This is a genomic window from Actinomadura nitritigenes, from assembly GCF_017573545.1.
Classification (GTDB): domain Bacteria; phylum Actinomycetota; class Actinomycetes; order Streptosporangiales; family Streptosporangiaceae; genus Spirillospora; species Spirillospora nitritigenes.
Window position 1 is genome coordinate 96992 of the sequence record NZ_JAGEOK010000013.1, and the last position, 12714, is coordinate 109705.

At 72.7% G+C, this 12714-nt stretch carries 9 protein-coding genes; 5 read left to right on the plus strand and 4 right to left on the minus strand.

Features of this window, described 5'->3' with window-relative positions; genetic code table 11:
- Positions 1-3 precede the first annotated feature (3 nt).
- Both J4557_RS21145 and J4557_RS21150 read right to left on the minus strand, forming a co-directional pair.
- Entirely contained in the window at positions 4-3450 is a 3447-nt protein-coding gene (locus J4557_RS21145) for a bifunctional glycosyltransferase/CDP-glycerol:glycerophosphate glycerophosphotransferase (RefSeq protein ID WP_208268451.1), read from the minus strand.
- A gap of 285 nt (positions 3451-3735) precedes the next feature.
- Positions 3736-4650, minus strand: a complete 915-nt coding sequence (locus tag J4557_RS21150) for a LysR substrate-binding domain-containing protein (protein ID WP_307800114.1) — start codon at positions 4648-4650, stop codon at positions 3736-3738.
- A 142-nt stretch (positions 4651-4792) separates the two neighbouring features.
- On the opposite strand from J4557_RS21150, the gene J4557_RS21155 reads away from it, so the two are divergent.
- The 4 genes from J4557_RS21155 to ahpD all read left to right on the plus strand — a co-directional run bounded on the left by J4557_RS21155 (position 4793) and on the right by ahpD (position 8146).
- A complete protein-coding gene (locus J4557_RS21155; protein WP_307800115.1) occupies positions 4793-5374 on the plus strand; it encodes a SigE family RNA polymerase sigma factor in 582 nt (193 codons plus the stop codon).
- Positions 5371-6456, plus strand: a complete 1086-nt coding sequence (locus J4557_RS21160) for a TolB family protein (RefSeq protein WP_208268452.1) — start codon at positions 5371-5373, stop codon at positions 6454-6456. Before J4557_RS21155 ends, J4557_RS21160 begins: the two co-directional genes overlap by 4 nt.
- Before the next feature lie 461 nt (positions 6457-6917).
- A complete protein-coding gene (locus J4557_RS21165; RefSeq protein WP_208268453.1) occupies positions 6918-7472 on the plus strand; it encodes a peroxiredoxin in 555 nt (184 codons plus the stop codon).
- 131 nt (positions 7473-7603) lie between these two features.
- On the plus strand, positions 7604-8146 hold the full coding sequence (gene ahpD, locus J4557_RS21170) for an alkylhydroperoxidase, AhpD family (protein ID WP_208268454.1): 543 nt from the start codon (positions 7604-7606) through the stop codon (positions 8144-8146).
- 136 nt (positions 8147-8282) lie between these two features.
- Here the strand turns inward: ahpD and guaA are convergent, their stop codons facing one another.
- Positions 8283-9851, minus strand: coding sequence for a glutamine-hydrolyzing GMP synthase (gene guaA, locus J4557_RS21175; protein ID WP_208268455.1), 1569 nt, complete (start codon positions 9849-9851; stop codon positions 8283-8285).
- A gap of 229 nt (positions 9852-10080) precedes the next feature.
- Here guaA and J4557_RS21180 point away from each other — a divergent pair, with 229 nt between their 5' ends.
- Positions 10081-11109, plus strand: coding sequence for a zinc metalloprotease (locus J4557_RS21180; protein ID WP_307800116.1), 1029 nt, complete (start codon positions 10081-10083; stop codon positions 11107-11109).
- A 799-nt stretch (positions 11110-11908) separates the two neighbouring features.
- Here the strand turns inward: J4557_RS21180 and J4557_RS21185 are convergent.
- Positions 11909-12643: a DNA alkylation repair protein gene (locus tag J4557_RS21185; protein ID WP_208268456.1), complete on the minus strand. Its 735-nt coding sequence runs from the start codon at positions 12641-12643 to the stop codon at positions 11909-11911.
- Between the last annotated feature and the right edge of the window lie 71 nt (positions 12644-12714).

The following is a 12714-nucleotide window of genomic DNA, read 5'->3' on the forward strand; positions in this document are numbered from 1 at the left end:
ACGTCAGAGCACGCGGTCGAGGACGCGGGCGGCGGCCCGGCCGTCGTCGTGCGGGCAGTACCGGGCGGCGAACGCGGCGCGCGCGCCGCGGTACCCGGACTCGATCGCCGCCGGCTCGGCGAGCGCCTCGACGACCTGCTTGGACGTGCGGAGCAGCGGCCCGGGCGCCTCGGCGTCGAAGTCGAAGTAGAAGCCGCGCACGTGGTCGCGGTAGCGCTCCAGGTCGTAGGTGTAGAACAGCATCGGCCGGCCGGTGACGGCGAAGTCGAACATCGCCGAGGAGTAGTCGGTGACGAGCACGTCGCTGATCAGGAACAGCTCGGAGATGTCGGGGTAGACCGACACGTCCATGACGCAGTCGCCGGGCCGCCACTTCGGCCGGTCCGTCACCAGGTAGTGGGTGCGGAGCAGCAGCACGTGGTCGCGGCCCAGCGCCTTCCGGAACTGCTCGACGTCCAGTTCGAGGCGGAACGCCCGCTTGCCGATGGCGAAGTGGAAGTCGTCCCGCCACGTCGGCGCGTACAGCACGACCCGTTTGTCCTCGGGGATGCCCAGGCGCCGTCGTACCGCCGTCGCTATCTCGCCGCGGTGCGGGCTGTTGAGGACGTCGTTGCGCGGGTAGCCGCTCTCCAGGACCTCCCCCTGGTAGCCGAACGCGCGCCGGAACAGCGGCACGGAGAACGCGTTCTGGGACAGCAGGAGGTCCCACTGCGGGACGTCGTGCTGCATCCAGTCCATGCCCTCGGTCCGCTTGTAGGGCATCTTCTTGACGTCGTAGCCGAGCTTCTTGAGCGGCGTACCGTGCCAGCACTGCACGTACGTCTGGTCCTCGCGCTTGGTGAACCACTCCTGCTGCGACCAGTTGCCGAACACCCAGCGCGCCCTAGCGAGGACCTCGTAATGCTCGCGGGAACCGGCCAGGACGGTCCGCGCACCGGCGGGCTTGCCGAACTGGCCGTTCTCCGTGACCCATACGCAGTCGACGTCCAGTTCCCTGCGGCGAAGCTCGTCGTAGATGCCGCGCGGGTTGCACGCGTATTGGCGTCCCTTGTACGCGTCGAACACGGCCAGATCCCGCACGGGCAGGTTCAGGTGGCGCCTGTAGTGCCCTGACCGGATCCTCGCCTGCGCGTAGGGGCCGCGCTCGTCGTCGTCGAGGGCCGTCTGGATGTGGAGCTGGAGCTGGTCGGTCTTGTAGACGCGGACGTCCACGCGGTGCAGGCCCGTCTCGGTGGGCTCCGGCAGGCGCCGCAGGGCGTGCCGCCGGACGGCCATGGGCCGTTCCGTCCCGCCGAGCGACGCGAACACGTCCCAGCGGCCGGACACCAGCGGGCGCGACAGCCCCAGCACCGGCATGCGCTCCGGCGCGAACTTCGCGGTGAACCGGTCGCTCTCCCAGCGCAGCGCGACGGTGTGCTCCTCGCAGGACCGCCGCCGCCGCAGGACCAGGGCCTCAGGGCGGGCCGCCGGATCCGTGCAGGTCCCCGATAGTCGGAGCAGCCCATCGGGCGACCACGACACCCGGTCCACGACCGGCCCGCCGTCGCGCGCGACGACGCGGACCTCGCTGCGCCGCGTCCGCGCGACCTCCAGCTCCCCGCAGGGGGCCGGGTGGACCGCGCCCGCCGCGTCCTCCTCCAGGTACGGGCGGACGCCGCCGGGCAGGCTGATCTCCCAGTCGCCGAGATGCCGGGCGAGCGCGCCGACCGGCAGCTTCGCGCGGAACCCGTACCAGCCGTCCGCCGCGCCCTCGGCCGGCTCGACCGGTCCGACCACCGTGGCGCGCCCCGCCTTCGGCACCGCGGTGACCCGCGCGTCCCCGTCGAGCGGCGTGCGGCTCCAGCCGTCCAGCCACAGCTCGCCGCCCTCGACGTGGGATCCCGCCACCGTCGCCTCCGTCCGGCGCACCTGCACGACGAACCGGCGCTTCGCCGCGACGCCCTGCACCAGCACGCCCGGCGCGCACTCCTGGTCGTCCGGCCACTGCCGGGCGCTCAGCCGCGGGTTGGCGAACGTGCGGCGCCGCCGCAGCCCCCGGTTGACGATCTCCACGCACGGGATCCAGTCGACGTCCCGCCAGCGGCCGAAGATCCGCAGCGCGGCCGGGTCGATCTCCGCGACGAACCCCGACCAGTCGTAGGACACCACCGACTGCCGGGTCCGCGCCGTCACGTCCGGCCGCCGCACCCGCCGGATCGGCACCCGCATCAGCCCGCGCCGGTTGGACGCGAGCAGCCACAGCCGGATCCGGGAGCCGTCCTCGCTGGAGGAGTCCAGGTGCCGGATGTAGGCGTGCCCTTCGAGCCGCAGCCGCCCGCCGACCCAGGTCGCCCGGTCGATCACGGCCGCCGGCTTCAGCTCGTCGGTCACGTCGTACACGTGCAGCGGGACGCCGCACTCCTCGTCCTCGAAGAACGGGTACTCGGCGTACCAGCGGTGCCGCAGCCCGCGCCGTACCCGCGCGGTGTCGTTGTGCTTGCCGAGCTGCACGAACCGCAGCACGTCCATCAGCTCGGGCAGCTTCTTGCGGCACAGCAGATGCATCTGGAGCCGCGTCATCGACGGGAGCCGCCTGATGACGCGCGGGTTGATGCCCTCCGCGAGGGCCGCGCCCATGGCGACGAGTTCCTCGCGGTTCTCGTCGTCGGTCCTGGGGAGTGCGTCGAGGACGACGCGCAGCTCGATGTCGACGAGCACGTGCTCGTCGTAGGTGGCGACGAGCTGCGGCGCGTAGGAGGCCAGTCCCTCCCGCACCACGCGCGCGGAGCGCAGGCGCTGGCAGAGGTTGTCCCAGTCGTAGCGGTCCTCGGTAATGGACCCCGGCCGCTTGCGCCAGTAGTAGACGGTGTCGCTCAGCACGTCCACGGAACCGGCCAGCGCGTGCGCGCGCGCCGTCACGGGCGGGTCCTCATAGAAGCCGGTGGGGAACTTCAACTCCGCGCGGTCCCAGAACGCGCGCCGGTACACCTTGTTCCACGGCGTACGGTCGCGGATCAGCAACCCGTGCGACGACACGTGCGTCTTCAGGCGGGTCTCGGTGAAGACCCCGCTGTGCAGGACCGACTGCCACGTCCGGTCGACGTCCATCCGCTCGACGTTTCCGGACGCCATGTCCGACCCTGTGCGCTCCAAGGAGCCGACCATCCTGCTGTAGGCGTCGTGCTCAACGACGTCGTCGGCGTCGGCGAACGCCAGGTACTCCCCCTTCGCCAGCCGCACCCCCGCGTTGCGGGACGGCCCCGGCCCCTCGTTGTCGCGCACCAGCAGCCGGAACCGCGGATCGCGGTCGCACATCTCCTTGGCGATCACCGCGCCGTTGTCGTCCGACCCGTCGTCCACCATGATCACTTCGAGGTCGCGCAGCGACTGCCCGGCGATCGACTCCAGGCACGCGCGCAGGTACTCCTCGGTGTTGTGGAACGGGACGACGACGCTGAGCTTCGGGGACATGCGGCCTCCTAGGGGCCGGGGGGACGAGCCCCCGCACCCCCCGGTTCGCTTCGCTCGTGCCAGTAGGTCGGTTGACGGGGGCCGCCGCCGAGCGAGAGCGGAAACCCCGCCACACCGAGCATGGTGACACGAAGTGATCAGACGAACGCGGATCGCTATTGCCAGTCCGTCCCCTGACGCAGACTTGACCCGCCCTGCCGTCCCTTTACCGCGTCCTGACCCGCCCGCCGCACCGGGCCACGGCCGCGCGGGACCGCCCTGAAGGCGCCCGGTGGTGCCGGGGCGTCAGGCCGGCCGGATGCCCGGCGAGCCGGTGCCGAGCTCCGCGATCGCCGCGCGGACCCCCGCCGCCAGCGCCTCGAACTCCTCCGCCCGCGGCGACGTCGACCGGAACCCCAGCCCGATCCGCCGGAACGGCGCCGGGTCGGCGAACCGGTGCAGCGACAGGTTCGGCGCCCGCCGCGTCTCCACCGGCAGCGCCGTCTCCGGCACCAGCGTCACGCCGAGCCCGCCCGACACCAGCTGGACGAGCGTCGCCAGGCTCGTCGCGTACGTCGCCGACGGCGCCCGCGCGCCCACCTCCCGGCAGACGTCCAGCGCCTGGTCGCGCAGGCAGTGCCCCTCGTTCAGCAGGATCACGTCCAGCTCGTTCAGCGCCTCGCGCGGCACGCCCTCGGCGTCCAGCTCGAACGACGCCGGGGTGACCAGCACGAAGTCCTCGTCGTAGAGGGGCAGCTCGGTGACGCCCTGGGCCGGTGCGGGCAGCGCGAGCAGCACCACGTCGAGCCGCCCGGCCAGCAGTTCCGCGACGATGTGGTCGGTCTGCTCCTCGTGCACCGACAGCTCCAGGTCGGGGAACTCCGCCGCGAGCCGCGGCAGCACGACCGGCAGCAGATAGGGCGCGACGGTCGGGATCACCCCGACGCGCAACGGCCCGACCAGCGGCCCGCGCACCGCCCTGACCTCCTCAACCAGCCGGTCCAGCTCCGCCAGGACGGTCTCGGCCCGCCGCGCGACCCGCTCGCCCGCCGGCGTCAGCAGCACCCTCCGGGTCGTCCGCTCGACGAGGCGGGTGTCGAGGCTCTCCTCCAGCGCGGCCACGGAGCCCGACAGCGCGGGCTGGCTCATCCGCAGCGCGGCGGCGGCGTCCCGGAAGTGCAGATGCTCGGCCAGCGCCAGGAACGCCCGGAGCTGCGACACCGTCGGCCTGCTGATAACCGTCCCCTATCACCGCATCGTCGACAGATAACCGGCGCCTCACACTACCCGGCGGCCCCAGGGGCCCGGCCCATCCACTCGGCCGCAGCGGGCAACGAACGGGCGGCTCGTGAGTGTAAGGAGCGTGGAAACCGACATAGTGGCGAACATGCGCCACCCCCGCCGCGCGGCCGGCGCCGTCCCCGAGGCGGACGCCCCCGAGGCGGACGATCGCGCCGCGGCCACCGCCGCCCTGACCGCCCTGTTCCGCGAGCACCAGCTCGGCCTGGCCCGCACCGCCCTGATGATCGTCGGGGACCGAGCCACCGCCGAGGACGTCGTGCAGGACGCCTTCACCGACCTCTACCGCAGGATCGACCGCCTGACCGACCACGACCGGATGCTGCCGTACGCCCGCGCCGCGGTGGTGAACAAGTGCCGCACCGTGCTGCGCCGGCGCAGGCTGGCGTTCCGGACGGGACACGCGCACGAACCGCCGGTGTGGTCGGCGGAGTCGGCGGCCATGCTCGGCGAGGAGCGGCGCGAGGTGTTCCTCGCGCTGCGCCGCCTTCCGCGGCGCCGCCGCGAGGCCCTGGTGCTGCGCTACTACCTGGACCTGGACGAGCGGGAGATCGCCGAGATCATGGGGATCGGCGTCGGCACGGTCCGGTCCACCGTCTCGCGGGCGCTCGCGTCGCTCGCCGATTTGCTCGGGGAGGAAGCATGACCAGGACCGAGGACCGGCTCCGCGACGCGTTCGGCGCAGCGGCCCGAAGCATGCCGAACGGCTCACTGGACCCGCTCACCGTCCCGTCCCGGCGTCGGCGCCGTCCCTGGACGGTGCCCGCCGCGGTCGCGGCGGGGCTCGCCGCCGTCGTCATCGGCGGCACGGCGGTCGGCGGGGCGATTCCGCGGGCCGTGCACAGCGGCCCCGCCGCGGGCGCCGCCGGGCCCCGGCACGTCCTCGCGATCCGCGACGGGCGCGCGGTCGTCGAGAACGCCACCGCGCAGGGCCTCACGAAGGCGGCCTCGCTCGGCGGGCGGTACGAGGCGGTGGTCGCGACCGGCGACGGGCGGACGTTCTTCCTCGCCGGCAAGGCGAGCGGCGCCTCCTACGCCTTCTACCGGCTCACCCTCGCCGCGGACGGCACCCCGTCGGCCCCGGAACGGGTCCCCGGCGGGACCGTCCGGCTCGACTCGGGATTCGGCAAGCCGGAGAACCTCGCGGCCAGCCCCGACGGCTCCCGGCTCGCCGTCGTCGGCACCGCCGGGGGGCGCCCCGAGGCCGTCGTCATCGACGTCCGCACCGGCGGCCGGCGGACCTGGAGCACCAGCGGCGGGTCCGTCACCAGCGCGACGTGGGCGCCCGACAACCGCACCCTCGGCTTCGTCCACACCCCCGGCGGCCCGTCCGGCCGGGCGGTGCTCCGGCTACTCGACACCGGCCGGCCCGGAACCGACCTGCTGTCGTCCCGCGTGCTGCGCCCCGCCGAGGTCACCGGGACGCGGGTGAACGGGCTGATCAACGTGTTCGTCCTCAACCCCGACGGGCGGACCGCCACGGCGCAACTCCAGGGCGCCAAGCACGGCCCGGACGACGACGCCTCGTTCGTCCTCGCGACGCTGTCCACGGCGGACGGGCGGCCGACGGGGCGGGTCGTCCGGCTGCCGGGCGACTCCTTCTTCGTCAAGTCCGACGGCTCCGGCGCGCACTTCCTGCAGCTCGTCGACGGCCGGCCCGGGCGCGTCGACGGCGACGCGTTCGCCTGGCTGAGCCGCGCCGCCGACTACGACGACCTCGCCTGGTGACCCGTCCCCCCGCCCGCCGGTAGCACGACCGCTGCGGTTCCGGCCCGGGTGCCCGCCGACCGCCGGGCGCCCGGGCCGCCACCACGGCCCCAGCGAGCTCCGGGCGGCCGGATTCGTCCGCCGCCCCGGTTCGAGGACCCGGGATGCCGGCCCTGTCCGGAGATCCTCTATCCTCATCCGTTACGGAGCGTGTCGCCCGTTCCGGGGCGCGAATGTGATTTCGATCAACTCGTGGCGCCGACCGGGCCTCGCCGAGAGGGTCTCTGCCCCGGTCCGATCGGGTTTGCCGACTTCCAATAAGAAGCTCCTATCAATCCGTTGCGATAGATCGATTTCTCTTTTCTTTGCCGGTGCGGCACGCTGAGTGACATCAGCCGCCGGGCACCATCCCCGCCGCGGCGGCCTTCCCACGCCTCTCCGGGCGAGAGGCGCGCACTTTTCTCGTGACAAAAGGAGCATGCGTGCTTACTGTCGGTGACCAGTTCCCCGAGTACGAACTGACCGCCTGCGTCTCGCTGGACCCGGACAACGCCTTCGAGACGATCAACCACAAGTCCTACGAGGGCAAGTGGCGCGTCGTGTTCTTCTGGCCCAAGGACTTCACCTTCGTCTGTCCGACCGAGATCGCCGAGTTCGGCCGCCTCAACGAGGAGTTCGCCGACCGCGACGCCCAGGTGCTCGGCGCGTCCGTCGACAACGAGTTCGTCCACTTCGCGTGGCGCAAGGACCACCCGGACCTGCGCGAGATCCCGTTCCCGATGCTGTCGGACCTCAAGCGCGAGCTGTGCGAGGCCCTCGGCATCCTCACCGAGGACGGCGTCGCGCAGCGGGCGACCTTCATCGTCGACCCGAACAACGAGATCCAGTTCAGCATGGTGACCGCGGGCTCCGTCGGCCGGAACGTCAAGGAGGTCCTGCGGGTCCTCGACGCCCTGCAGAGCGACGAGCTGTGCCCCTGCAACTGGAACAAGGGCGAGGACACCCTCGACGCCGCCAAGCTGATGGCCGAGGCCTGATCCCCCACCCGCCTCACCCCGCCGGCCGGCCGGTCCGCGCGGCGCCGCGACGCGCCGCGCCGCCACCGGTCCCGGCCCCCGACGGCCGGTCGCGCCCGCGGCCGGCCGTCCGCAGGAAAGGACTCGACATCATGAGCGTTGACGCGCTGAAGAGCGCCCTCCCGGGCTACGCCAAGGACACCAAGCTCAACCTCGGCTCGCTCACCTCCACCTCGCAGCTCACCGACCAGCAGCTGTGGGGGACGGTGCTGGCCTGCGCCCTCGCCACCCGGAGCGCCACCGTCATCCGCGAGCTGGCCGAGGACGCCGGCGACAACCTGTCCGCCGAGGCGTTCGAGGCCGCCAAGGGCGCCGCGTCGATCATGGCGATGAACAACGTGTACTACCGCGCCACGCACCTGATCGGCGACGAGACGTACGCGACCCTGCCCGCCAAGCTGCGGATGTCGATCATCGGCAGGCCGGGCGTGGAGAAGGTCGACTTCGAGCTGTGGTGCCTCGCCGTGTCGGCGATCAACGGCTGCGGCCGGTGCCTGGAGTCGCACGAGAAGGTCGTCCGCGAGGCCGGCCTGTCGCGCGAGCTCGTCCAGGAGGCGCTGCGGATCGCCGCGGTCGTCAACGCGGCCGCCGCGACCCTGGACGCCGAGGCCGCCCTGGCCCCCGTGACCGTCTGACACCCCCGCGCATGCGCGAGGCCCGGGTGCGATCCGCACCCGGGCCTCACCCGTCCCCGCTATCGCGGGCCCGACGCCGCCGGGCCACCGGTGCTCGGCATCCGCGACGGGCCGTCCCCGCGACCGGGGCCGGAGGTCACTCCCACTCGATGGTGCCCGGGGGCTTGGAGGTGATGTCGACGGCGACCCGGTTGACCTCGCGGACCTCGTTGGTGATCCGCGTCGAGATCTTCTGCAGCAGGTCGTACGGGAGCTTCGCCCAGTCGGCCGTCATCGCGTCCTCGCTGGTCACGGGGCGCAGCACGATCGGGTGGCCGTACGTCCGGCTGTCGCCCTGCACGCCCACGGAGCGGACGTCCGCCAGCAGCACCACCGGGAACTGCCAGATGTCGCGGTCCAGGCCCGCGCGCGTCAGCTCCTCGCGGGCGATCGCGTCCGCCTCGCGCAGGATGTCCAGCCGGTCGCGGGTCACCGCGCCGATGATCCGGATGCCGAGCCCGGGACCCGGGAACGGCTGCCGCCAGACGATCTCCGACGGCAGGCCGAGCTGCTCGCCGAGCGCCCGCACCTCGTCCTTGAACAGCGTCCGCAGCGGCTCCACCAGCTGGAACTGCAGGTCCTCCGGCAGCCCGCCGACATTGTGGTGCGACTTGATGTTCGCCGCGCCGGTGCCGCCGCCCGACTCCACCACGTCCGGGTAGAGCGTGCCCTGCACGAGGAACTCGACCGGCTCCGCCGCGTCCTCGCCGACGATCTCCCGTGCCGCCTCCTCGAACACCCGGATGAACTCGCGGCCGATGATCTTCCGCTTCTCCTCCGGGTCGCTCACCCCGTCCAGGGCGGCGAGGAAGCGGTCCTGCGCGTCCACGACGTGCAGGTTCACCCCGGTCGCCGCGACGAAGTCCTTCTCGACCTGCTCCGGCTCGCCCTTGCGCAGCAGCCCGTGGTCGACGAACACGCAGGTCAGCTGGTCGCCGATGGCGCGCTGGACGAGCGCCGCGGCCACCGCCGAGTCGACGCCGCCCGACAGCGCGCAGATCGCCCGCTTCCCGCCGACCCGCTCCCGGACGGCCTCGATCGACTCGTCCGCGATGTTCACCATCGTCCAGTTCGGCCGGCAGCCCGCGCCCTCGTAGAGGAAGCGCCGCAGGATCTCCATGCCGTTCTCGGTGTGCAGCACCTCCGGGTGGAACTGCACGCCGAAGAAGCCGCGCTCCCGGTCCTCCATGCCGGCGACCGGCGTCACGTCCGTGCTGGCCGTCACCGTGAACCCGGCGGGCGCCTCGCGCACGAAGTCGCGGTGCGACATCCACACCGCCTGCTCGTTCGGCAGCCCGGCGAACAGCATCCCCGGCGACGTCACGGCGACGGTCGCGCCGCCGTACTCGGCGACGTCGGAGTTCTCCACCGCCCCGCCGAGCGCCTGCGCCATCACCTGGTGGCCGTAGCAGATCCCGAGGGTCGGCACGCCCAGCTCGAACAGGCCGTCCGGCGCCGCCGGCGCCCCCTGCTCGTACACCGACGCCGGCCCGCCCGACAGGATGATCGCCTTCGGCCGCTTGGCGAGCATCTCCGACGCCGGCATGGTGGACGGCACGATCTCGCTGAACACATGGCACTCACGGACCCGCCGCGCGATCAGCTGCGCGTACTGCGCGCCGAAGTCGACGACGAGAACGGTGTCAAAGGACTGGTCTACGGCCACCAACAACGCCTTTCGCACGGGCCTGGAAGAAACACCAGTCTACGGGGCCGCATCCAGGGCCGATGCGCCCGGCAGGGTCACGGCGGTCACATGGGGCGACTGGCCGAAAACGGTCGGCTTCCGTTTACCTTGATCACACGCGCAGCAGGACTTCTCTCTGATACGTCTTGATAACGCCCTGTGTCCAGTCGCTGTCCGTACGCATTCAGCGCCCCTCCCTAGGAGTGCCGTGAAGCTGCTCGCCGCCGCCGCCCTCATCGCCGCCCTCGTCCCCGCCGTACCGACCGGTCCGGCGGGAGCGAGCGCCACGGCCGGGCGAGCACACCCCGACGCGTCCCGCGCCGCCGCGCCGGCCCGCCTCGCCGGGTCGCGCGCCGCCGCACCGGCCGGTCCCGCCGACCCGAACGCGTGCGCGGCGCCTTCGGACGCCCGGCTGCGACGGCCCGGCGCGCACGTGCGGGAACGCAACGCCCTCACCCGGGCTGAGTCCGCGAGCGTGGAGCAGCGCCTCGGCCAGGCACTCAGGAGCCTCGGCCTCGGCGCCATGGACCGGCCGGACGACCAGTCCGCCCCGTCCGACCTGCGCGCCGCCGGCGAGATCAGTGTGCCGGTGTACTTCCACGTGCTGCACGACGGCTCCACCGGCAACGTCCCCACATCGGTGGTGAAGCGGCAGATCAGCGTGCTGAACGCGTCCTACGGCGGCCGGTACGGCGGCGCGAACACCCGCGTGACGTTCCACCTGAAGGCGATCAGCCGCTCCGACAAGGCCCCCTGGTTCAACGAGCCGGAGCGCTACGAGGGCACCTACAAGCCGATGCTCCGCAAGGGCGGCAAGGGAACGCTGAACCTCTACAGCGCCCGCATCGGCGGCGACCTGCTCGGCTGGTCGACCTTCCCGTGGAAGTACAAGTCCGAGCCCAAGATGGACGGCGTCACCATCCACTACGGCAGCATGCCCGGCGGCCCGATCGACAACTTCAACCGCGGGTTCAGCGCGACCCACGAGGTCGGCCACTGGCTCGGGCTCTACCACACGTTCCAGGACGGCTGCGGCGGCAAGGGCGACCGGGTGTCCGACACCCCGGCTGAGCGCGACCCCACCAACGGCTGCCCGTCCGGCAAGAACACCTGCCCCGCCTTCGGCAACGACCCCGTCCACAACTTCATGGACTACAGCTACGACACCTGCATGTCCTCCTTCACCGCCGGTCAGGGCGCCCGCATGCACAAGGTCTGGGCCGCCTACCGCCGCTGACCCCACCAACGAGCCCCCACCCCACCACCGCGCGCCACAAGCCCCCAACACGCACGCGAGTCACACTCGACCACCACGCACACCCCCCGGCCACCCAGCCCAAGCGGGGCCCGGCACGAACGAGCAGCACAGACACGCCACGTCACCCCGCTTCCAGCGGCCCGGCACAGATGCGCGCCACAGACGCGCCACGTGTGCCCGCCTCTGGCCGGAGTCCTGCGGCGAGGCTCTCCCGGCGCGGCGGCAGACCGCCGGGGACGGGCCCGCTGGCCCGGCCCCGGGGCGTCGCCCGACGGCCGCACGGCACGCGTGCAGCATGAGCGGCCCGACGCCGGTGGTCCAGCACGATCAAGCAGCACGGGCGGCAGCACAAGCGGACCGGCACCAGCAGACCGGCACCAGCGCACAGTACCGGCGGCCCCAGTACCGGCGGCCCCAGCACCGCCGGGCAGCAACGTCCGGCAGGTGGTCGGCAACGCGGACGGCCCGGCGGTGGGACCTCAGCAGGAGCGGCCCAGCACGGCCAAGCGACACCGCTAACAAGGCACCAGCGCACGTCCCCGGTGACCCCAACACTGGCGGCCCGGCACCAGGCGGCCCGGCACCAAGCGGCCCGGCACCAGGCAGCCCGGCGCCAGTGCACGGTACGGGTGCGCGGGCGGGTGGGCTGATCGGAGCGGCCCGGCACCAAGCGGCCCGGCACCGGCGGCCCGGCACCAGTGCACGGTACGGGTGCGCGGGCGGGCGGGCTGATGCGGGCGGCCCGGTGGGATCGTGCTGCGCGCGGGTGAGCAGGTGGTCAGCGGGCCTTGTATGCCGCGAGCAGGCGGTCGGCATCGGCGGCTGGCAGGCGGCGGACGGCCTCGCGGAACGTGACGCCGGAGACGTCGGCCATGTGCCCCTCCACCCATGCCGTCACCCAGGCGGGGTCCTTCTTCGACAGCTCGCGCAGCACCCACCCCAGTGCCTTGCGGATGAAGAACTCCTTCTCGCCTATCAGGACGTCCCCGTACCGGGTGAGCCGGTCCAGGTCGGCGGTTCCGGCGCGGATGCCCGGTAGCAGCGCCAGGAGCGACGTGCGCCGTATCCACATGTAGGGATCGCGGACCCACACGTCCAGCACCGCCCCCAGGTCGGGATGGCGGACGATCAAGCGGCCGACGACCCTGTCGGCGAGCTGGTCCACCATCACCCAGCCCGCCGAGTCGCGGATGAGGCGCTCGGCCACGGCCAGGTCGCCGGGCACGAGCAGCTCCACTCGCTTCGCCAGCACTTCCACGGCCGCCATGCGTGCCTCGTGGACGGGACGGCCGTCGTCCGTCGCCGTCCACAGCGCGTCCACGAGCCCGAGCAGCTCGTCACGCGCAGGCCGCACTCTGACCGCCGACACGGCGATCTTCCGCAGCGCCGGGACGGGCACTCCGATGTGCGCGAGGTCGCTCTTCAGGTAGCGCTTCTCGCTGTCGGCACGCACCGGATCGGCCTGGGCGCGCAGCTCGCCCAAGATCCGCTCGGCCTCGTCCTCGGCGTCCATGCGACGACGTTACGCGGTCCGTCCGACAATCCGGTGCGCACGCCGGTGGCCCGACGATCCGGCGTCCACGC